Source organism: Arthrobacter sp. efr-133-TYG-104, from assembly GCF_030208915.1.
In the GTDB taxonomy this organism is placed as follows: Bacteria; Actinomycetota; Actinomycetes; order Actinomycetales; family Micrococcaceae; genus Arthrobacter.
Window position 1 is genome coordinate 21,834 of sequence record NZ_JARVTA010000006.1, and the last position, 20,181, is coordinate 42,014.

The window sequence follows — 20,181 nt, forward strand, 5'->3', positions numbered from 1 at the left end:
CGCACCTCAGGTTTATCAGTCATTGTTCTTCCGGAGCGCCTCGGTAAGGACCCGTGCTGCGTTGCACACAACTTCAGCGTGCAACCGGCCCGGCTGCCTGGTCAGCCGCTCGATCGGACCGGATATCGATACTGCGGCGATGACGCGACCGGACGGCCCGCGTACGGGCGCCGACACGGAGGCGACCCCGGGCTCGCGCTCCCCGAGGCTCTGTCCCCAGCCCCGGCGTCGTACACCTGCAAGGACGGTGGGCGTAAAGCGGGCGTTCTGCAGCCCTTCGAGCAGGCGGTCGTGGTCTTCCCAGGCCAGCAGCACTTGGGCGGCGGAACCTGCCTTCATGGACAGCTGGGTGCCTACCGGAATCGTGTCGCGCAGGCCGATCGGGCGCTCTGCCGACGCCACGCACACGCGCCAGTCACCTTGACGGCGGAAGATCTGCGCGCTCTCACCGGTGGCGTCGCGTAGTTGAATGAGGACCGGGCCGGCAGAGGCGATCAGCCTGTCTTCTCCGGCGGCCGAGGCGAGTTCCACCAAGCGGCTGCCTAGAACGAAGCGCCCTTGGATGTCACGGCTCACCAAGCGGTGATGGACCAGTGCCAACGCCAGCCGGTGGACCGTGGGACGGGCAAGGCCGGTGGCGGCTACCAGCTGCGCGAGAGTGGTTGGTCCGGCCTCGAGGGCGTCGAGCACCTGGGCCGCTTTATCGATGACGCCGACGCCACTTGAATTGTCCATGTAATGATATTGCCGTCTCAATATCTGAGATGCAAGTTCTTCCGCTGGCTTATTCCGCGATCATCCTGCTTCAGTGGATAGAGAAACAGTCCAATGCCTCTGAAATCCGGTGAGGCAGGGCACCAGCCGCAGTGAAGGGAGCATGGCCGTGGGAAAGACACTGGCCGAGAAGGTTTGGGACGCACATGTGGTGCGAAAGGGTGATGGCGAAGGAGCCAACGCACAGCCCGACCTTCTCTTCATCGACCTTCACCTTGTTCATGAAGTCACGTCGCCGCAGGCTTTTGAAGGCCTCCGCTTGACCGGCAGGAAGCTGCGTCGGCCGGATCTCACCATCGCCACGGAGGACCACAACACTCCCACGTTGGACATCGACAAGCCTATCGCGGACCTGACCAGCCGCACGCAGATCGAGACCCTACGCGCCAACTGCAAGGAATTCGGCGTCCGGCTCCACTCCTTGGGGGACAAAGAGCAGGGCATCGTGCACGTGGTGGGTCCGCAACTGGGCCTGACCCAGCCGGGCATGACAGTAGTGTGCGGCGACTCGCACACGTCCACCCATGGGGCATTCGGTGCCTTGGCAATGGGCATCGGCACCTCCGAGGTCGAGCACGTCATGGCCACCCAGACCCTGTCCCTGAAGCCGTTCAAGACCATGGCCATCAACGTCGAAGGAACGCTTCGCCCGGGTGTCACGGCCAAGGACATCATCCTCGCCGTGATTGCCAAGATCGGGACCGGCGGCGGCCAGGGCTACGTTCTTGAATACCGAGGGTCAGCCATCCGTTCGCTGTCCATGGATGCCCGTATGACCATCTGCAACATGTCCATCGAAGCCGGAGCCCGCGCCGGGATGGTTGCACCTGACCAGACCACGTATGACTACATGCACGGCCGGCCGCACGCGCCCGAGGGCGCTGAGTGGGACGCCGCCGTCGAGTATTGGAACACGCTCCACACGGACGCCGACGCCGCTTTCGACGCCGAGGTGGACCTCGACGCCGACACCTTGGAACCGTTCGTCACATGGGGAACCAACCCCGGGCAAGGTGTTTCGCTTTCCGCCAAAGTTCCTTCGCCTGAAGATTTTGGTGACGAGAACGCCAAGGCCGCCGCCGAACGTGCCCTTCAGTACATGGGCTTGGAAGCCGGCACTCCCATGAAAGATATCCGGGTGGACACTGTCTTCCTCGGCTCATGCACCAACTCCCGCATCGAGGATCTCCGGACCGCTGCGGACATCATTCGCGGACGCCAAAAGGATCCCAACGTGCGCATGCTGGTGGTTCCGGGCTCGGCCAGGGTGCGCTTGGAGGCCGAAGCTGAGGGCTTGGACAAAGTCTTCAAGGACTTCGGTGCTGAGTGGCGCTTTGCCGGTTGCTCCATGTGCTTGGGCATGAACCCAGACCAGTTGGAGCCGGGGGAGCGTTGCGCTTCAACGTCCAACCGCAACTTCGAGGGCCGGCAGGGCAAGGGCGGGCGCACGCACCTGGTCTCCCCGGTCGTAGCTGCAGCAACAGCCATACGCGGGACACTCAGTTCACCGTCGGACCTCGAGTCTGCTTCTGCGGGCACGCTGACCGGAATCGCAGTCTAGGAGGACCCCATGGAAAAATTCACCACGCACACCGGAATCGGCGTCCCGCTGCGCCAAAGCAACGTTGACACCGACCAGATCATCCCAGCCGTCTACCTCAAGCGCATCACCCGCACTGGCTTCGAGGACGCCCTGTTCGCCGCTTGGCGTAAGGACGAGTCTTTCATCCTGAACCAGGCTCCGTTCCGCTCCGGTTCGGTCTTGGTTGCCGGGCCTGATTTCGGTACCGGCTCATCCCGTGAACACGCCGTCTGGGCCCTGAAGGACTACGGGTTCAAGGCCGTTCTTTCCTCGCGTTTTGCTGATATTTTCCGCGGCAACTCAGGGAAGCAGGGGCTTCTGGCTGCCGAGGTTGCCCAGGACGATATCGAACTGATCTGGAAAGTCTTGGAGAACAATCCGGGTGCCGAGGTCAAGGTGGACCTGGTGTCCAAGACCGTGGAGTGCGGGAACGTGGTAGCCCCGTTCGAGATCGATGACTACACGCGGTGGCGGTTGTTGGAAGGCTTGGACGATATTGGCTTGACCTTGCAGCACGAGGAAGACATCACGGCCTTCGAAGCCACGCGGCAGTCGTTCAAACCGAGGACGCTCCCCGCGAAGAGCTAATAAGCAGTAACCTTTGCATATTGGCCCAGGCCACTGCAGAATCGGACCGGTAGGCCCCGTTGATCGCGGGGCCGCCGGTCCCTTTTCGTAGGTGCCCCCAGCGGGTGGGGATCAGCTTCGATCACCCTCACCGGGATCGCGCCGCATTTCAGTTCGGTAACACGAGCTTCTATGCTTAGCTGGAGCCTTTGTAAGTTTGGGGTGCGAGTAGTCGTGAGGAAACCGGTATAGATGAGTAGTGTTCTGACAATCCGCGGTGGCGTCCCGTTGACCGGACAAGTAACCGTCCGCGGTGCCAAGAACCTTGTGCCCAAAGCCATGGTGGCTGCCCTGCTGGGCAGCGAACCATCGGTGCTGCGCAACGTCCCGGAGATCAAGGACGTCGAGGTAGTAACGAGCCTGCTGAAGCTTCACGGTGTCACGGTGGCCAAAGACCCGGAGACCGGCGATCTCACTTTGGATCCCAAGGATGCCAAGACCGCTTCGAGCACGGCCATCGATGCGCATGCCGGTGATTCCAGGATTCCCATCCTGTTGTGCGGGCCCTTGATCCACGCCATTGGTGAAGCCTTCATTCCCGACCTTGGCGGTTGCAAGATCGGCGACAGGCCTATCGACTACCACCTGGATGTGCTGCGCCAATTTGGTGCCGTGGTGGAAAAGCGACCCGGTGGGATCCACATCTCGGCGCCGCATGGACTGCAAGGGGCCAAGATTTCCTTGCCCTATCCCTCGGTGGGTGCCACCGAGCAGGTCCTCCTGAGCGCTACCCGCGCCGAAGGCATCACGGAGCTCAGCGGCGCAGCCACGGAACCGGAGATCGTCGACCTTATCGCCGTCCTGCAGAAGATGGGCGCCATCATCAGCGTCCAGACGGACCGCACCATCCGGATCGAAGGAGTCAAGGACCTGCGCGGTTACAACCACCGCGCCCTTGCTGACCGCAACGAATCGGCGTCGTGGGCTTCCGCTGCCCTGGTGACCCGCGGCGATATCTTCGTCCAGGGTGCCTCGCAGCGGGACATGATGACCTTCCTGAACACGTACCGCAAAGTCGGTGGCGGCATGGACATCGGCGACGACGGCATCCGCTTCTACCACCAAGGCGGCAAGCTCTCACCCTTGGTGTTGGAGACCGACGTGCACCCCGGTTTCATGACCGACTGGCAGCAGCCGCTGGTGGTCGCCCTGACCCAGGCCGACGGTGTTTCGATTGTCCACGAGACCGTCTACGAGAACCGCTTTGGTTTCACGGAGGCCCTGGCGCGTATGGGCGCCAACATCCAAGTCCACCGGGAATGCTTGGGCAGTGTCCCGTGCCGGTTCGGGCAGCGCAACTTCCTCCACTCCGCGGTGATTTCCGGATCCACACCGCTCAGGGGCACCGACATCGATATCCCCGATCTCCGGGGCGGCTTCAGCCACCTCATCGCGGCGCTGGCTGCAACCGGTACCTCCCGGGTGACGGGCATCGACATCATTAACCGCGGATACGAGCGCTTTACCGAGAAGCTGGCCGGCCTGGGCGCCGATTTCGACATCACCAGCACCAAGTAGCGGGGGATCCTTTGAAGGAATCGGCCAAGAGCCGGGCCACGTTCATTCTGCTCGCCGGGCTCGCCCGGCCGTTGATGAACGCCCTGATGGCCAAGAAGTGGGAAGGCACCGAAAAGCTTCCCCCGGGCGGGTTCATTGCCGCGCCCAACCACTGCACGGAAATTGATCCCGTGGTGATCGGCCACCTGGTCTATAACCTCAAGCGTCCACCGCACTTCCTTGCCAAGGCGGGGCTCTTCAAGGTGCCCCTCTTGGGTGCCTTGCTAAGGGCCGCACGGCAGATTCCGGTTGAACGCTCGACGGCGGGTGCGCACCGTTCCCTGCAACTGGCACGCGAAGTGGTGGACGCCGGCGGCGCCATCATCATCTACCCCGAGGGAACGCTGACCCGGGACCCGGACCTCTGGCCCATGAAGGGACACACCGGAGCCGCCCGGCTTGCCCTGCAGACCGGAGCCCCGGTGGTTCCCATGGCTCATTGGGGCGCCCAGGAAGTCTTTCCACGATACGCCAAGCGTTTTCATGTCTTTCCGCGGAAGACCGTCAGGGTCCTCATAGGGGACCCGGTTGACCTGAGTGCCTTCGCCGACCGCCCACTGGACCGGACCACGCTGAATGAGGCGACCGACCTGATCATGGACGCCATCACGGAACTTTTGGCAACCCTCCGGAATGAAACTCCCCCCGCCCAGCGCTGGGACCCCGCCGTGCACCAACAGTCCAAGCATGGACGGTTCGATGAGCCTGAATCCACGGACGCACCGGAGCAAGAGGGCGGGAAATGACGGGACCGATCACCCAGGGTGAGGGGCTGGGTCAGGGCCTGAGCGAGGGCCAGGGCCTGAGCTCCATTGCAGTACTCGGAGCGGGTTCCTGGGGGACCACCTTTGCCAAGGTCCTGGCCGATGCTGCTTCTGCCACGGGCGTGACCCGGACCATCCGCATCTGGGGACGCCGCCAAGCAGTTGTTGACCAGATCAACTCCCAGCACCGTAATGAGCAGTATCTGAACGGCATCGACCTGCCTCCGGCCATCGAGGCCTCCACGGACGTCGCTGAGGTCCTGCGCGGGGCGAGCCTTGTGGTGCTCGCTGTGCCGGCACAGTCATTGAGGCCGCAGTTGAGCCAGTGGAAGCCGTTTCTCTCACGGGACGCTGTGGTGGTATCCCTGATGAAGGGCCTTGAGCTGGGTACTGACGCCCGAATGAGCGAAGTGATCTCCCAGGAGCTTGGCCTCCCGGAATCCAGGGTGGCTGTGGTGTCCGGGCCCAACTTGGCCATGGAAATCGCCGGCGAGCAGCCGACCGCGTCGGTGGTGGCCTGCAGTGATCCTGACACCGCCGCAGCGATTGCCCTGTGCTGCACTGCGCCCTATTTCCGGCCTTACACCAGTACCGATGTTGTCGGCGTCGAAATCGGCGGCATCGTGAAGAACGTCATTGCGCTTGCGGTCGGCATCTGCGAGGGCCGGCAAATGGGAGATAACACCAAAGCTTCCGTGATCACCCGTGGTCTCGCGGAGACATCCCGGCTGGCCTTGGCTCTGGGAGGCGAAGCCCACACCATGGCCGGACTGGCTGGCCTCGGTGACCTCGTTGCGACCTGCTCGTCGGCCCTCTCACGCAATCACACGGCCGGAAGGCTCCTCGGGCAAGGGCTGAGTCTGGAGCAGGTTGCCGTGCAGATGACCCAGACCGCCGAAGGCATCAAGTCCGGTCCGGCGGTGCGGGAACTCGCCGGCAAACTGAACGTTGAAATGCCCATAACGGCCGCTGTGGTGGCCGTTCTCGAAGGCAAAATGTCCGTTGATGACCTAGGGCCGCGATTGCTGGCCCGGGCCCTGAAGTCTGAAGGCGACTACTGATGGTGACAGAAGAATCCACACCCGCACCTGGACGCCGGCTCCGCGTGGCGATCCTGTTTGGCGGCCGCTCCAGCGAACACGCGGTCAGCTGCGTCACGGCTGCTGGCGTGATGGGCGCGATTGATCAGGACAAATACGACGTCGTCCCCATCGGCATCGCGAAGTCGGGCCAGTGGGTCTTGGCGTCCGGCGACACCAGCGAGTGGTCCCTGAGCTCCTCGGCACTTCCAGAAGTGCAACCTTCCGGCCAAACGGTGACCCTCGCCGAGGTCGGTGGTACCCATCAGCTCGTGGTGACTGAGCCGAACGCGATTCCGAAGGAACTTGGCTCCGTGGACGTCGTCTTCCCGCTCCTCCACGGACCATGGGGTGAGGACGGGACAGTCCAAGGCCTCCTCGAGCTCTCGGATACCCGCTATGTCGGTGCCGGTGTTCTCGCTTCAGCGGTGGGGATGGACAAGCACTACATGAAGGTAGTCTTTGAAGCCGCAGGCTTGTCTGTGGGTCCCTACATTGCGGTGACCGACCGGGACTGGCTCACCGATCCCGAGGCGGTTCGGAAGCGGGTGGACAAGCTCGGTTTCCCAGTGTTCGTCAAGCCGGCCCGGGCAGGTTCGTCGATGGGTATCTCCAAGGTTGATTCGATCGAGGACTTGGACGGAGCGATTGAGGAAGCGCGCCGCCATGACTTGAAGCTGGTCATTGAAGCGGGCATCGTTGGCCGGGAAATCGAATGCGCAGTCCTGCAAGGACGAGGAATCGCCGCGCCACGCACATCAATGCCGGGTGAAATCGCCGTTGCTGAGGGCGGCCACCAGTTCTATGACTTCGCAGCCAAGTACGTCGAGGACGGCGCCGCGTCCCTGAGCTGTCCTGCCGACATTCCAGACGAAGCCATCGCCCGGGTCCGCGAACTGGCCGCGGTCGCCTTCGACGCGGTAGGGGGCGAGGGTTTGAGCCGGGTGGACTTCTTCTACACACCCTCCGGCGAGCTCATCATCAACGAGATCAACACCATGCCAGGGTTCACGCCGAAGAGCATGTACCCGCAGATGTGGGCGGCATCGGGGATGTCCTATGCGGAGTTGATCGACGAACTCCTCCACCTTGCGCTGACACGCAAGACCGGCCTTCGCTAGTCCCCTTGAGGGCAGCGTCTGTGCCTGCGCGAAGTCGCGGGCACGGACGCTGCCTTTTAGTTTGGTGGTTAGTTTGGTGGAGTGCTGGCACCGGAGGACGGCAGGTTTTGCAGGTCCTCTTGGCCCACGCACTTTCCGGTGGCCTTGATCTTGGACGCCGCAGCAGCCAAGTCCGCGAGGACCGTGGCGGAGCTGATCTTGTTGGGGTCCATCAGAATCTCGGTGGCAGGGTTGCGCCCAAATGTCGTCAGGGTGTAGATCGGGTTACCCTCTTTGATGACCCAGTCGACGCCGTTGACGGTGACGCAGCGGTCGGTCGTCGGCCCGGGGACGTTGACGCCGCAGCGCAGGATTACTTGCGACGGGTCTCCCCACGCGGCAGTGGCCTGGCTGTTGGTCTTGCGCAGGGCAGAATCGCCAATCTGGTCCGGCAGCGCCACCATCATCGCAGCGCAGGCAGGGTTGGCGGCGTCGGCGGCCGCACTCACATCAACGGTGGCCGCACAGCCGGACAGGGCCAGGGCCGACGCGGCCACGAACATCGTGGTCACGGCGGACCGGCGGAGGGTCTTTTGGAGCATCCACCAAGCCTATCCCGCATGGACCTGCCTCGTGATCCCCCCCAGGGCCACCAGCCGAACCCCGCACTATCGTGTCAGTGGATCGCGATAGCGTAGTGCCGTGCCCGAAGAACAGTTAGCCGTCAGTGACCTTTCAGAGCCCGAACTCCTTGCCCGGATTTTTCCACGGCTTAACTCCAGTTCCAGCATGTTGTTGGGTCCTGGGGACGATGCTGCACTGATCGCGGCACCGGATGGGCGCACCTTGATCTCCATTGACACCCAAACCCAGGACCAGGATTTCAGACTTGAGTGGAACAACGGCTACCGGACCACCGGGTTCGACGTCGGATGGAAAGCGGCCGCCCAAAATCTCAGCGACATCAATGCCATGGGCGGCAGGGCTATCTCCCTTGTAGTGAGCCTGACCCTGCCGCCGGCCACGCCGGTGGGCTGGGTTGAGGAATTCGCTGACGGACTCACCGCGGCGATTGCGGCTCTAGGTGCCGAGGAATGCTCCGTTGCCGGCGGGGACCTTGGCCGGGGCCGCGAAATAACGGTTACTGTCGCCGTCGTCGGTACGCTCTCAGGAGGAGAACCGGTGCTGCGCTCCGGCGCCGTACCCGGCGACGTCGTAGCGGTTGCGGGAACTTTGGGCCGCGCTGCGGCCGGATGGGCGTTGCTGGAGAGCAGCGTGCCCGTGGAACGGCTGACCGCAACGGACCGGGCCTTGATTGATAGGCAGTGCAGGCCCGAGCCGCCGTTGCAGGCCGGACCATTGGCTGCCCGGGCAGGTGCCACCGCCATGCTCGATATATCCGATGGGCTTCTCCGGGATGCAGGCCGGCTCGCGAAGGCTTCGAATGTTGTTCTGGATTTCGATCCGAAGGCCTTGGCGCTTCATGCCCGGCCATTGGAATCGGCAGCGGTTCTTCTCGGCGTCGAGCCGATGTCCTGGGTTCTTGGTGGGGGAGAAGACCACGGACTCCTTGCCACGTTCCCAGCAGGAATTCAGCTGCCGCAAGGCTTCACTGCGATAGGCTCGGTTCAAGCCGATGTCATGCCGTCAGGCACCGGCGTCCGGATCGCCGGGCAAGCTGCCGACACCGTTGGATGGGATCACTTTGCAGACTAAGATCGCCGCGAATGCGCACGCCATGAGACGTTGGCTCGGCAAGGCGGAAGTAGTCCTAGGCAACCACAGCGACCGTCTCAACGCGATCAATATCTTTCCCGTGGCCGACGGCGATACCGGCACCAACCTGTATCTCACCGTCCGGGCAGCCGTGGCTGCCGTCGGCGGCACCGCGCCGGAGACCGGCGAAACAAGCAACGACGTCGGGGCGGTACTTTCACGCGCCGGGCAGGCAGCCATGGAGCAGGCCAGGGGCAATTCAGGGACCTTGTTCGCTGTGTTCCTCTCAGCCGCCGCTGAGCCGCTGGCCGGGAAATCGAGGCTCAGTGCGCCATTGCTGGCCGCCGCACTGAACCGTGCCCAAATTCGGGCGTGGTCGGCCCTGAGCGAGCCTGTTGCCGGGACAATGCTTTCGGTCCTTGAGGCCGCTGCGAAGGCCGCTCAGGCCACGGATGCTTCCCAAAACGGTGATGACAGCAACCATGCCCTGGGCTTGGCCCTGGACGCGGTTGTTGAAGCCGCTGTCCAGGCAGTGGTGCGCACCGAGGGCGAGCTCGCGCAACTACAGGCGGCCCGTGTAGTGGACGCCGGAGGCGTGGGCATGTTGCTGGTGCTTGACTGCCTTCGCTCGGCGGTCCTCGGCGAAGAACTGCAGGATGAGCTCCTTGACGGACTGCACGGCTATAAGCTCCAAGACCCGCACATCCACGAGCACATGCCTGCCGACGACGGCGTGGAAGTCATGTGCACCATCGATTTGTCGCCGCTCAATGCAGCCATCCTCAGGCAACGCTTGGACGAGATGGGTGATTCAGTGATCATGAGCCAAGTCGGGGCAGCTGCGGGAAACGACGACGACGATGACGACTCGGCGGTTGAAAAGAGCTACCGGTGGCGAGTCCACGTCCATGTAGCCGATCCCGGGCCGGCCGTGGCACTGATCCGTTCGCTGGGGGACCCTACGGACATAGCCGTGAGCGAGTTGGCGCTTCCCCGCGACCCCGGGCAGGTCAGTCCTGGGCAGGTCAGTACTGACCAGGTCAGCCCCGGTCAGGGGAGCCCCGGGCAGGAGGACCTCCCGCCGCATGAATACTGAGCTCGAGCTGCCCCTTGAACGCAGAATTGGAAAGCGCTCCGCCGCCGTCATCGATAAACATCTGGGCCTGAAGACTACCGGTGCACTGCTGAACTACTTTCCCCGCCGATACCTGAGGCGCGGTGAACTCACTCCCATCAGCAACCTTCCGTTGGATGAGGAGGTGACGCTGATTGCCCGTGTCCTTTCCAACAGCACACGGCAAATGCGGGCCAGGCGAGGTTCCATCACAGACGTCGTGGTCACCGATGAGACTGCCGCGAGCGGTGTTCCAGGGCAAATGAAGGTCAGTTTTTTCAACGGATTCCGGGCAAAAGCGGAGTTGATGCCCGGGCGCCGTGCCATGTTCTCGGGCAAGGTCAGCCGTTACGGGGGATCCTTGGGGCTGACCAACCCGGACTTCCTGTTGTTGGATGAAGACCCTGATACCGAGGGTTCCATGGACCCCGAAAAGCTGGCGGCCATCCCCATCCCGGTTTATCCGGCAACCGCCAAACTGACAAGCTGGTCCATCCACAAAGTGGTCACCGCTTTGCTTCAGACCCTTGACCTGGATGCCCTGCAGGACCCGCTTCCTCCGGCGATCGCAGGACGGGACCGTCTGATGAGCGTCGCCGATGCCTACCGGCTGATCCATTCTCCGGAGACCGATCAGGATTGGCGGAGGGCACAGGATCGCTTCCGCTACCAGGAGGCGCTGGTCCTGCAGACAGCCTTGGCCCGGCGACGGTCCCAGTTGGCAGCCGAAGAGGCGACCGCCCGCCGTCGGGTCAGCGGGGGCTTGTTGGAGAAATTCGATGGCAACCTGCCGTTCACCCTGACGGCGGGACAGTCCGCTGTCGGTAAGACCCTTTCAGAAGAGCTGGCTCGGGATACACCGATGAACCGCCTACTGCAAGGTGAAGTAGGGTCCGGTAAGACCATCGTCGCCCTCCGGGCCATGCTTCAGGTGGTGGACGCAGGTGGCCAAGCTGCGTTGCTTGCGCCCACGGAGGTCCTTGCCGCCCAGCACTACGATTCCATCCGGCGGACCTTGGGCTCCCTGGCACGCGACCAGATGTTCGGCGGCACCGGGATGCTGGGCGTGGACTCCGCCCAGCAAGCGGTCCAGGTTGCCCTGCTGACCGGCTCCATGCCCACGGCTGCCCGAAAGCAGGCCATGCTGGACGCCGCCTCCGGGAACGCGGGGATCATCATCGGAACCCACGCACTGCTCAGCGATAAGACGAGCTTTCAGGATCTTGGCCTGATCGTCGTGGATGAGCAGCACCGATTTGGCGTGGAACAACGCGACGCACTGCGGGCCAAGGCGCAGCGGCCACCGCACCTGCTGGTCATGACGGCCACCCCGATTCCCCGGACAGTGGCCATGACCGTCTTTGGAGACCTGGAGACCTCGGTGCTGGACGAGCTCCCAGCCGGGCGGGCGCCCATTTCCACGCATGTGGTGGGACTGGCGGAGAATCCGGCGTGGGCCGACCGTATTTGGAAGCGTTCCCGCGAGGAAGTTGACGCAGGCCATCAGGTCTATGTGGTGTGCCCGAAGATCGGAACGGACGACGACGGCGACTTCAGCCCCGGCGAAGCGGAACCACATGATCCACTCGGGCTAGATGGGGCCGGGGATGATGGACCGGCGAGGGAGCTTGCGTCGGTGACCGCCGTCGTCGAGAGTTTGCTGGCCGAGCCTTCCCTGGCGGGTGTCGCTGTGGCGCCGTTGCATGGGAGGCAGGACCCGCAGTTGAAGACCGAAACCATGCAGTCATTCGCGTCCAACCGAACCAAAGTCCTGGTGTCCACCACGGTCATCGAAGTGGGTGTGGATGTCCACAATGCCACGTTGATGGTGATCTTGGATGCTGATCGTTTCGGCATCTCCCAGCTCCATCAGCTCCGTGGCCGTGTGGGGCGTGGCGGGCTGCCGGGAACCTGCCTGTTGGTGACGACCTTGGAGCCGGGCCATCCGAGCCGCCGGAGGCTGGAAGCCGTGGCGTCCACCACGGATGGCTTTGAGTTGAGCCAAGAGGACCTGAAGCTTCGCCGGGAGGGCGACATCCTGGGTGCCTCGCAGTCCGGGGGACGTTCCACCTTGAAATTGCTGCGAGTTTTGGAACACGAAGACATCATCGCCCGTGCCCGCGCGGACGCCCAGGCGTTGGTGGCCGAGGACCCCACTCTGCAAAACCAGCCGGCCCTTGCCGCGGCAATCGACGAGTACTTGAATCCCGAAAAGGAGGCGTTCCTTGAACGCGGATAGGCCCATGGCAGGATCGATCACCGGGAACGGATCACACCGATGAGCCGTGTAATTGCCGGCGTGGCCGGTGGCAATCCGTTGATCAGCGTGCCGGGCACGGCCACACGGCCTACCACGGATCGTGTCAAGGAGGCCTTGTTCTCCCGCTTGGAATCCTTGGCTGTTATCGACGACGCGCGGGTGCTTGACCTCTACGCAGGCTCCGGTTCCCTGGGTGTTGAGAGCGCCAGCCGGGGTGCCCGCAGTGTGGAACTAGTGGAATTTGACGCAAAGGCCAGCGATGTCTGCCAACGCAATGCCCATATGGTGAACCAAATCCTGGGCGCCCGACGGGTCTCCGTGCACCGATCCAAAGTGGAGTCATTCCTTGACCGTGCAGGGTTGGAGGGCAGTTGGGGCCTGGTTTTCCTCGATCCGCCGTATCCGTTGGACGAGCTGGCGCTGAGCTCGGTACTGGCCAAGTTGGCGCCGCACTTGGACGAAGATGCCGTGGTGGTCGTGGAGCGAAGCTCACGTAGCCCGGAACCTACGTGGCCGGAGGGCCTGGAATCGTTTGCGGAGAAGAAGTACGGCGAAACGAAGCTGTGGTTCGCCGAACCGTCCTAGATGAGCTCCCTAATGAGGTGAAGGCCGGCCCGTAATCCGGTCCAAGTCCACACCGTTAAGGACGCTCGCCGGATGAGGTCCCCTCGCCAGGAGTTCGGCGGTCCATTCTTGGGGCCACGGCCCCAGTGTGCCCACCAGGATGATGTTGCCGGGATATTTTCCGGCGAACATCCCTGTCTCGGCGAACGCTGCAACGTCCGGCATAGCCTCGCGCAGGGCGGCTACCTGGCTCCGTACAAGCGAAAGGGCTGGTTCGTCGCCCACGTTCACGATCAGCACGCCGTTTGGATTCAGGCGGGCCGCGGCCTCCTCGTAGAAACCCCTGCAGGCTATATGCGGCGGCGCCTCAGGACCGGAAAAGATATCGAGAATTACGACGTCGAACCGCGCCTCCGCGGGCAGGTCATTCAGCGCTGCACGGGCGTCCCCGATGTACTGGTGCAGCGCGGTTCCTGCCGGCATGGGCAGCCTTTGGAGTACAAAGTCGAGGAGTTCACGTTCAAGTTCAACGGCGTATTGCTCCGAGCCTGGCCGCGTGGCTTGGATGTAGCGGGCGAGGGTCAGGGCACCGGCTCCCAAGTGCAGGGCTGTCACCGGCGCTGAGGGCGCCGCAGCCAGGTCAACTACATGGCCTATCCTGCGCAGGTATTCGTAGAAGATTTCCGCGGGTTGCGCGATGTTGACGTGGGACTGCGCTGCCCCGCCAATGCTGAGGATGTAGCTGCCTTCAACTAGGGAGTCGGCGCTGATGGTGGCGTGTTGGCCGGTGGTCCGGAGGAATCGGCTGCCTTCGTGGGGGTCCATGCCGGTGCCGCTCAGAGCCGGTCCTTGAGTGTAGCCAAGCGTCCGGCTGCTTCTTCCAGGACTTCGGTTTTCTTGCAGAAGGCGAATCTCAACAGGCTCCGTGTTCGCTTGGCTCCTTCGGCATGGCAAAAGACGGGCACTGGGATGGCAGCTACGCCGACCAGCCCGGGGAGGCGCCGCGCCAGGTCCACTGAATCCTCGATCCCCAGGGGAGCGGTATCAACGTTGATGAAGTACGTGCCGCTGGGGAGGTAGACATCGAATCCGGCGGCTCGCAGTCCGGCGGCAAGGATGTCGCGTTTGTTCCGCAAAGAGGCCGCGATACCGGCATAGAACTCATCCGGAAGGGCCAGGCCCAAGGCAATGGCGGATTGGAAAGGCGTCCCCGAGCTGTAGGTCAGGAATTGCTTGACTGTGCGGACTGCTGCGACCAGGTGCTCCGGCCCGGTAAGCCACCCGATCTTCCATCCGGTGAAGGAGAACGTTTTTCCCGCCGATGAAATCGTCAGGGTACGTTCGGCGGCTCCGGGCAGGGACGCGATTGGTATGTGGCGGGCATCAAACGTGAGGTGTTCGTAGACCTCGTCGCTGATGATGAGCGCGCCGTGTGCAGCAGCGAGAGCCACGATCCTTTCGAGCACCTGCCGGGGGAACACGGCACCGGTGGGGTTATGCGGGTTGTTCAAGAGAACTATCTTGGTGCGGCTGCTGAAGGCGTCGGCCAAGACCTCGGGGTCCGGGAGGAAATCCGGCGCCAGTAGGGGCGCGGTCACGTGTGTTGCTCCGGACATGGCAATGATGGCGCCGTACGAGTCATAGAAGGGCTCGAAAGTAAGCACCTCATCGCCGGGTTGGGCAAAAGCCAGAAGTGCAGCAGCGATCGCCTCGGTGGCGCCCGTAGTGACCAGGACTTCGGTTTCCGGATTTACTGCCAACCCGTAGAACCTCTCTTGGTGCGCGGACACAGCTTCGCGGAGCACGGCGATACCTTTACCGGGCGCGTACTGGTTTGCTCCCGAAGCTATGGCGGCCTGTGCTGCAGCCTTGATCTCAGCGGGGCCGTCTTCGTCCGGAAATCCCTGGCCCAAGTTGATGGCGCCGGTGGAGGTGGCCAACGTGGTCATTTCCTCGAAGATGGTGACTCCCAACTGGCCGTCGGGGGACAGGAGGTTTGCGCCAAGGGCGGCTCGCTGCCAGGGTTCGCTGTTGCTGCCTCGGGATGCCATGTCAGTCATGGTATCCCGGCGTTTCCATGGGGTAGGTTCGATTCATGAGACGCGCGGTATGCCCAGGATCCTTCGACCCCATTCACAACGGACACCTTGAAGTTATTGCCAGGGCGGCCGGGTTGTTTGACGAGGTCATAGTGGCCGTGTCCACCAACTACGCAAAGAAGTATCGGTTCAGCCTCGAGGACCGCATGGAGATGGCACGGGAAACCTTGGCCTCCTTGCGGGGCATCATCGTGGAACCGATGGGGGAAGGGCTCCTTGCAGAGTACTGCCGGCACCGTGGAATCTCTGCCATAGTCAAAGGCCTGCGCTCATCCTCGGACTTCGATTACGAGTTGCCGATGGCCACCATGAATCGGCAGTTGGCCGGCGTCGAAACGGTCTTCCTGCCAGCTGAAGCCCACTACCTGCACCTTTCATCCACCTTGATCAAAGAGGTCAATGTGCTGGGAGGGGACATCTCGGATTTCGTCCCCAAATCAGTGCTGAAGAGGTTGCTGGCGAGCGAGCCTGCGAAGGAACCGCCGCGTAAAGGGTAGGCTTGTTGGGTACCTCGTTCATTAGTGCATCTAACAGTGCCTTTTGGCCGCCCGGAGTCAGTTTGAGTCCTCAAGCGTGATCAGGCTAAGATGGTACGTCGGTCATATGTTCTACAGGAGTTCTCATTAAGCGAGATGCAAGTTCGCCCTTGGCGCTGGTAGTCAAGGACCTTGGACGCAGTCCAGGGACCATGCGGACACTCAACGAACATGTACCTGCGCCAAGTGACCTTGGTGTGGCGCTCATTGGCGTAAAGGAAGGCTCGGACATCGAGCTCGATCTTCGTCTCGAGGCCGTACACGAAGGAATTCTGGTATCTGGGACTGTCGTCGTCGAAGTAACCGGCGAATGCGGTCGATGCCTGGATCCCCTTGCGTATGACCTTGAGGTCAATGTGCAAGAACTTTTCTTCTATGAAGGTCTTGAACTTTCAGGTGAAGAAGACGATGAAGAGCAACGTCGAGTCGAGTACGATCTGATCGATCTTGAACCGGTGTTGCGGGACGCAGTGGTTACCATGCTGCCGTTCCAGCCGGTGTGCCGGGAAGACTGCCAGGGCCTTTGTTCCGAATGCGGAGCACGCCTGGAAGACGAGCCGGGGCACCACCACGAGGTCATTGACCCTCGCTGGGCTGCCCTAGCTGATCTGGCTAAGACTGACCGGCAAACCGATTAGTAAGTGTTCGTCTAAGAGAGAAATGAGATAGCCGTGGCTGTTCCCAAGCGGAAAATGTCTCGCGCAAATACACGCGCCCGCCGTGCCCAGTGGAAGGCAACTGCCCCCAACTTGGTCAAGACCATCGAAAACGGACAGGTTACCTACAGCCTGCCCCACCAGGCAAAGGTCGTCACCGACTCCGCCGGCACCGCGCTGTTCCTTGAATACAAGGGCCGCAAGGTCGCAGACGCCTAATCTGCCGCATAGGCTGATAAGGATGTCTTCAACTGAAGAGCTTCTGAAGCGTCTCGGTGTCTCCATTGACACCGAGACGCTTCGTCTTGCCCTGACGCACCGCTCGTATGCGTACGAGAACGGCGGGATCCCCACGAATGAGAGACTCGAGTTCCTCGGAGACTCCATCTTGGGGTTTTCCGTCACTGACTCGCTCTACCGTGATAACCCGGACCTCCCCGAGGGTGAGCTGGCCAAGCGGCGTTCCGCCGTCGTCAGCACCCGCGCCCTGGCTGGAATCGGCCGGGAGATCGGCGTCGGCGAGTTCATTTACCTTGGGCAAGGCGAGAAGCTGACCAATGGCAAGAACAAGGCCTCCATCCTGGCGGACACCATGGAAGCCCTGATCGGGGCAACCTACCTGTCCAATGACATGGAAACGGCCCGCAAGTTGGTAATGCGCTTGGTGGGACCCCTGTTGAAGGACGCTGGTGCCCTGGGCGCGGGGACGGATTGGAAGACGAGCATCCAGGAGCTTGCTGCCAGCAGGCAATTGGGTGCGATCCACTACGCGGTGGAAGGTTCCGGCCCCGACCATGCCCGTACTTTCGAGGCTGTGCTGAACATTGGCGGCGTTCCCTACGGCCGTGGTGGAGGCCATTCCAAGAAAGAGGCAGAGCAGGAGGCCGCCGCGGATGCTTGGCGGGCACTCTCCGTGCCGTCTGAAGCATTGGATCAGGCCCCGGCCGGACCCACTTCCTGAGCCATGCCGGAGCTTCCTGAAGTAGAGGTGGTGCGCCGCGGGTTGGCCCGCTGGGTCCGCGGCCGCACCATCACCGGCGTCGAGGTCCTGGACGTTCGCTCCATCCGCCGCCATCTGCTGGGTACTGAGGACTTCGTCGGTAACTTGGAGCAGGCCACAGTGCTGGATGTGGTCAGGCGGGGCAAGTTCCTCTGGATGCCGTTGGCAATGGAGAGCGCAGACGGCATCAGCGCCCCCAGTGAAGACGCGCTCACCAGGGTAGCCCTCATGGCCCACCTTGGAATGAGTGGGCAGCTCCTCATGCAGGATCCTGATGTCCCGGATGAGAAACACCTCAAAGTCCGGCTGCGGCTCAGTCCCTCAGAGGGAATGCCGGAGCAGTTGCGGTTCGTGGACCAACGCATTTTCGGTGGCCTGTTCATCGCAAACTTGGTTCCGACCCTGGACGACGGCCCGGGCGGCTTGGGAGAAACTCCACTGCCGGAGATCGCCGCCGAAGCCGCGCACATCGCGCGCGATCCCTTGGACCCGTACTTCTCCTTCGAAGCGTTCTACCGGAAGATCAAAAGCCGGAAAACAGGCCTCAAGCGGGCCTTACTGGATCAATCGGTCATTTCGGGCATCGGAAACATCTATGCCGATGAAGCGCTGTGGCGCGCCCGCATGCATTACGCCCGTGCTACCGACACCTTGCGTCGCGCGGATGCCCAGCGGCTCGTGGACTCGGTGAAAGAAGTCATGGACGCGGCCCTGGCGGCGGGAGGGACGAGCTTCGACTCGCTCTACGTCAATGTCAACGGTGACTCCGGCTACTTTTCCCGTTCACTGAACGCCTATGGAAGGGCCGGCGAGTTGTGTCCCCGCTGCGAATCGCTGGGATTGCGAAGCAGCATCAAGCGGGAACAGTTCATGAACCGGTCTTCTTACACCTGCCCGGCGTGCCAACCCCGGCCGCGGAATGGTCGTTGGTAGGGCGAAAACTGTTCCCCAATTCGGGCAGCGATGGCAGACTGTCCCCATGCGGAGCTTGACGGAGAGGCCATGACGGCGAGGCGGCTTGTCCTCGCGGGGATCTGCCTCGCGCTCGTGATAGTCGCCGCGGCCTTGGTACTGGACCAAATGGGTGGCCGCTCCACACCGGTTTCTGCTCCTACTAGCCGCGGAGCTTCAGGTGCTCCCGCCAAGCAAGGGAACGCCAGTACCACGGCGTCGGGGAGCACCGCCGCTGGCGGGAACAGCCCGGGTACCACGGGTAGCACTGCCAACCCGGGTAGCACTGCCAACCCGGCCAAGCCCTTGGAAGTGCTTCCACCTGTTGCGGAAAGTCCCACCGGTTTGCCCGCACCGTCCGCGCCCGCACCCCTTATCACCGGAGCCCTACCGCCAGCGGCGAAGGCAACCGGAGCAGTGGTCGCAGGGTGGCCGGACGGGGTTTTGACCCTTCCCCCCGGGACCGCCATCGGCTCTACTTCGGTGTCCGGGTCCGGCACCGTTCTGCAGCTCGCCGCAGACGGAGTCCTTTCCGCATCCCAGGCGAATGTTTTGGGCTCGTTCCGCCAATCGTTGGCCGCCCACGGCTTCTGGTCCGAAGACGCACCGGCCACGAACGGATCGGTGGCGGCTCGATTTGTCCGGGGCGCAGATGTGGTCACAGTGTCGGTGTCCACCACCGGAACCGGTGATTCACGGTTCGAGCTTCTGGGTAGCCTGCACACGGCGGCGGGTTAGGGGAACGCATGAACGGGGTGGCGTGAGGGGGAGCGGGACACCAAGCGGCGGGAAGCTGCGATGGGGCATTCTCCTTGTGGTCACTGCGTTGGCGCTGGTGGGTGCGGGCGCCTATGGAGTTGGTGCCTACCAGCGATTTGAAGAAAGCCGAACGGCAACATCATCGGGCGGTGTCACCACCGGACAGCACCTTCCTAACGCGCCGTTCGTGCTGTTCCGGAACACCGCCTCTGGCGCAGGATACGGTGACGCGGCAACCGTTCCGTTGTCCGATCCAAGCGGCGCGCGCGACTTGAGCGGTCAGTCCTGCGATCGGGTGTACGGAACCAGGTCAAGTGTTGTGTGCCTCAGGACGGACCGGGGGGTACAGACATCATTCCAAGCGGTCACCTTCAATGGCCAGTGGGAGCAACAGCGCTCGTGGCCGCTCCCCGGAATTCCCAGCCGGACGCGGATCAGCCCGGATGGATCGATGATTGCGACGACGGTTTTCGTCACGGGCCATTCATATGGATCCACCGGCTTCTCCACCACAACCGAGATCACGGTCCCGTCCGGAAGCACAGGAAACCTCGAGGATTTTGCGCTCCTCGTCAACGGTTCACGGCTCCAAACCGAGGGCAGGAACATCTGGGGAGTGACATTCGTGCCTGGCCAGGCTGACACTTTCTACGCCACCGCTGCAGCCGAGGGCCGCATCTGGCTGGTTCGGGGCAGCCTGTCCGGAAGAACCCTCACGGCCGTCCACGACAACGTGGAGTGCCCCTCGATCTCACCGGACGGCACCCGTATCGCGTACAAGAAGAATGTTGGCGGGACCCAAACACCGCACTGGAATGTCGCGGTGCTGGAGTTGGCTACCGGAAAAGAAACCGTCCTTTCCGAGAAACACAGCGTGGACGACCAAATCGAGTGGCTCGACAACCAGAACCTTCTCTACGGCCTACCTGACGCGACCAACGAGGGCGACAGCAACATTTGGAAGCTAGGGACGGATCCAACGTCCCAGCCGAGCGAATTCATCGCCCACGCCTGGTCGCCCGCGGTCGTTCGCTAGCCGGAGA

The 20,181-nt window shown here is 62.7% G+C and carries 21 protein-coding genes; 17 read left to right on the plus strand and 4 right to left on the minus strand.

The features are described from left to right. Nucleotides 1–15 precede the first annotated feature (15 nt). Nucleotides 16–735, minus strand: coding sequence for an IclR family transcriptional regulator (locus QRN04_RS05800; protein WP_014922101.1), 720 nt, complete (start codon nucleotides 733–735; stop codon nucleotides 16–18). Between the two features lie 148 nt (nucleotides 736–883). On the opposite strand from QRN04_RS05800, the gene leuC reads away from it, so the two are divergent. The 6 genes from leuC to QRN04_RS05830 all read left to right on the plus strand — a co-directional run bounded on the left by leuC (nucleotide 884) and on the right by QRN04_RS05830 (nucleotide 7,504). Next, entirely contained in the window at nucleotides 884–2,335 is a 1,452-nt protein-coding gene (gene leuC, locus QRN04_RS05805) for a 3-isopropylmalate dehydratase large subunit (protein ID WP_284975210.1), read from the plus strand. A gap of 9 nt (nucleotides 2,336–2,344) precedes the next feature. Beyond that, complete coding sequence (leuD, locus tag QRN04_RS05810) at nucleotides 2,345–2,944, plus strand: 3-isopropylmalate dehydratase small subunit (protein WP_284975211.1); 600 nt, start codon at nucleotides 2,345–2,347, stop codon at nucleotides 2,942–2,944. 231 nt (nucleotides 2,945–3,175) lie between these two features. Further along, nucleotides 3,176–4,501 carry a UDP-N-acetylglucosamine 1-carboxyvinyltransferase gene (gene murA / locus QRN04_RS05815; protein ID WP_284975212.1) on the plus strand — a complete coding sequence of 442 codons (1,326 nt, stop codon included), beginning with the start codon at nucleotides 3,176–3,178 and terminating at the stop codon, nucleotides 4,499–4,501. Nucleotides 4,502–4,512: 11 nt separating this feature from the next. Next, entirely contained in the window at nucleotides 4,513–5,286 is a 774-nt protein-coding gene (locus QRN04_RS05820; protein ID WP_284975213.1) for a lysophospholipid acyltransferase family protein, read from the plus strand. Next, entirely contained in the window at nucleotides 5,283–6,365 is a 1,083-nt protein-coding gene (locus tag QRN04_RS05825) for an NAD(P)H-dependent glycerol-3-phosphate dehydrogenase (protein WP_284975214.1), read from the plus strand. Before QRN04_RS05820 ends, QRN04_RS05825 begins: the two co-directional genes overlap by 4 nt. Beyond that, a complete protein-coding gene (locus QRN04_RS05830; RefSeq protein ID WP_284975215.1) occupies nucleotides 6,365–7,504 on the plus strand; it encodes a D-alanine--D-alanine ligase family protein in 1,140 nt (379 codons plus the stop codon). The genes QRN04_RS05825 and QRN04_RS05830 overlap by 1 nt, the downstream gene beginning before the upstream one ends. A gap of 68 nt (nucleotides 7,505–7,572) precedes the next feature. On the opposite strand, the gene QRN04_RS05835 is transcribed toward QRN04_RS05830, so the two are convergent. Next, the gene (locus QRN04_RS05835) at nucleotides 7,573–8,085 is read right to left on the minus strand and encodes a DUF3515 family protein (protein WP_284975216.1); all 513 of its coding nucleotides are present in this window, start codon (nucleotides 8,083–8,085) and stop codon (nucleotides 7,573–7,575) included. 100 nt (nucleotides 8,086–8,185) lie between these two features. Between QRN04_RS05835 and QRN04_RS05840 the strand changes: the two genes are divergently transcribed. The 4 genes from QRN04_RS05840 to rsmD are packed head-to-tail and all read left to right on the plus strand — an operon-like array spanning nucleotide 8,186 to nucleotide 13,158. Next, on the plus strand, nucleotides 8,186–9,199 hold the full coding sequence (locus QRN04_RS05840) for a thiamine-phosphate kinase (protein ID WP_284975217.1): 1,014 nt from the start codon (nucleotides 8,186–8,188) through the stop codon (nucleotides 9,197–9,199). Between the two features lie 22 nt (nucleotides 9,200–9,221). Next, nucleotides 9,222–10,295 (plus strand): DAK2 domain-containing protein, encoded by a 1,074-nt coding sequence (locus QRN04_RS05845; RefSeq protein WP_284975218.1) that lies wholly within the window; start codon nucleotides 9,222–9,224, stop codon nucleotides 10,293–10,295. Continuing rightward, nucleotides 10,285–12,552 (plus strand): ATP-dependent DNA helicase RecG, encoded by a 2,268-nt coding sequence (locus tag QRN04_RS05850; protein WP_284975219.1) that lies wholly within the window; start codon nucleotides 10,285–10,287, stop codon nucleotides 12,550–12,552. The genes QRN04_RS05845 and QRN04_RS05850 overlap by 11 nt, the downstream gene beginning before the upstream one ends. 39 nt (nucleotides 12,553–12,591) lie before the next feature. After that, a complete protein-coding gene (rsmD, locus tag QRN04_RS05855) occupies nucleotides 12,592–13,158 on the plus strand; it encodes a 16S rRNA (guanine(966)-N(2))-methyltransferase RsmD (RefSeq protein WP_284975220.1) in 567 nt (188 codons plus the stop codon). Between the two features lie 9 nt (nucleotides 13,159–13,167). Here the strand turns inward: rsmD and QRN04_RS05860 are convergent, their stop codons facing one another. Both QRN04_RS05860 and QRN04_RS05865 read right to left on the minus strand, forming a co-directional pair. Beyond that, nucleotides 13,168–13,962: a spermidine synthase gene (locus tag QRN04_RS05860; RefSeq protein ID WP_284975221.1), complete on the minus strand. Its 795-nt coding sequence runs from the start codon at nucleotides 13,960–13,962 to the stop codon at nucleotides 13,168–13,170. Nucleotides 13,963–13,973: 11 nt separating this feature from the next. Then, complete coding sequence (locus tag QRN04_RS05865; protein WP_284975222.1) at nucleotides 13,974–15,197, minus strand: aminotransferase class I/II-fold pyridoxal phosphate-dependent enzyme; 1,224 nt, start codon at nucleotides 15,195–15,197, stop codon at nucleotides 13,974–13,976. A 35-nt stretch (nucleotides 15,198–15,232) separates the two neighbouring features. On the opposite strand from QRN04_RS05865, the gene coaD reads away from it, so the two are divergent. The 7 genes from coaD to QRN04_RS05900 all read left to right on the plus strand — a co-directional run bounded on the left by coaD (nucleotide 15,233) and on the right by QRN04_RS05900 (nucleotide 20,174). Then, a complete protein-coding gene (gene coaD / locus QRN04_RS05870) occupies nucleotides 15,233–15,733 on the plus strand; it encodes a pantetheine-phosphate adenylyltransferase (RefSeq protein ID WP_284975223.1) in 501 nt (166 codons plus the stop codon). A gap of 149 nt (nucleotides 15,734–15,882) precedes the next feature. After that, on the plus strand, nucleotides 15,883–16,410 hold the full coding sequence (locus tag QRN04_RS05875; RefSeq protein ID WP_284975224.1) for a YceD family protein: 528 nt from the start codon (nucleotides 15,883–15,885) through the stop codon (nucleotides 16,408–16,410). Nucleotides 16,411–16,443: 33 nt separating this feature from the next. After that, nucleotides 16,444–16,647, plus strand: coding sequence for a 50S ribosomal protein L32 (gene rpmF, locus QRN04_RS05880; RefSeq protein ID WP_011775139.1), 204 nt, complete (start codon nucleotides 16,444–16,446; stop codon nucleotides 16,645–16,647). Nucleotides 16,648–16,669: 22 nt separating this feature from the next. Continuing rightward, nucleotides 16,670–17,389 (plus strand): ribonuclease III, encoded by a 720-nt coding sequence (rnc, locus tag QRN04_RS05885; RefSeq protein WP_284975225.1) that lies wholly within the window; start codon nucleotides 16,670–16,672, stop codon nucleotides 17,387–17,389. Between the two features lie 3 nt (nucleotides 17,390–17,392). Continuing rightward, complete coding sequence (gene mutM / locus QRN04_RS05890; protein WP_284975226.1) at nucleotides 17,393–18,361, plus strand: bifunctional DNA-formamidopyrimidine glycosylase/DNA-(apurinic or apyrimidinic site) lyase; 969 nt, start codon at nucleotides 17,393–17,395, stop codon at nucleotides 18,359–18,361. A 69-nt stretch (nucleotides 18,362–18,430) separates the two neighbouring features. Then, nucleotides 18,431–19,117: a hypothetical protein gene (locus QRN04_RS05895; RefSeq protein WP_284975227.1), complete on the plus strand. Its 687-nt coding sequence runs from the start codon at nucleotides 18,431–18,433 to the stop codon at nucleotides 19,115–19,117. 22 nt (nucleotides 19,118–19,139) lie between these two features. Beyond that, on the plus strand, nucleotides 19,140–20,174 hold the full coding sequence (locus tag QRN04_RS05900; RefSeq protein WP_284975228.1) for a TolB-like translocation protein: 1,035 nt from the start codon (nucleotides 19,140–19,142) through the stop codon (nucleotides 20,172–20,174). Nucleotides 20,175–20,181 lie beyond the last annotated feature (7 nt).

Coding starts and splice junctions, on each gene's coding strand:
- QRN04_RS05800 (WP_014922101.1), bottom strand. CDS start 735: ATGGACAATTCAAGTGGCGTCGGCGTCATCGATAAAGCGGCCCAGGTG.
- leuD (WP_284975211.1), top strand. CDS start 2,345: ATGGAAAAATTCACCACGCACACCGGAATCGGCGTCCCGCTGCGCCAA.
- murA (WP_284975212.1), top strand. CDS start 3,176: ATGAGTAGTGTTCTGACAATCCGCGGTGGCGTCCCGTTGACCGGACAA.
- QRN04_RS05825 (WP_284975214.1), top strand. CDS start 5,283: ATGACGGGACCGATCACCCAGGGTGAGGGGCTGGGTCAGGGCCTGAGC.
- QRN04_RS05830 (WP_284975215.1), top strand. CDS start 6,365: ATGGTGACAGAAGAATCCACACCCGCACCTGGACGCCGGCTCCGCGTG.
- QRN04_RS05835 (WP_284975216.1), bottom strand. CDS start 8,085: ATGCTCCAAAAGACCCTCCGCCGGTCCGCCGTGACCACGATGTTCGTG.
- QRN04_RS05845 (WP_284975218.1), top strand. CDS start 9,222: ATGAGACGTTGGCTCGGCAAGGCGGAAGTAGTCCTAGGCAACCACAGC.
- QRN04_RS05850 (WP_284975219.1), top strand. CDS start 10,285: ATGAATACTGAGCTCGAGCTGCCCCTTGAACGCAGAATTGGAAAGCGC.
- rsmD (WP_284975220.1), top strand. CDS start 12,592: ATGAGCCGTGTAATTGCCGGCGTGGCCGGTGGCAATCCGTTGATCAGC.
- QRN04_RS05860 (WP_284975221.1), bottom strand. CDS start 13,962: ATGGACCCCCACGAAGGCAGCCGATTCCTCCGGACCACCGGCCAACAC.
- QRN04_RS05865 (WP_284975222.1), bottom strand. CDS start 15,197: ATGACTGACATGGCATCCCGAGGCAGCAACAGCGAACCCTGGCAGCGA.
- coaD (WP_284975223.1), top strand. CDS start 15,233: ATGAGACGCGCGGTATGCCCAGGATCCTTCGACCCCATTCACAACGGA.
- rnc (WP_284975225.1), top strand. CDS start 16,670: ATGTCTTCAACTGAAGAGCTTCTGAAGCGTCTCGGTGTCTCCATTGAC.
- mutM (WP_284975226.1), top strand. CDS start 17,393: ATGCCGGAGCTTCCTGAAGTAGAGGTGGTGCGCCGCGGGTTGGCCCGC.
- QRN04_RS05895 (WP_284975227.1), top strand. CDS start 18,431: ATGACGGCGAGGCGGCTTGTCCTCGCGGGGATCTGCCTCGCGCTCGTG.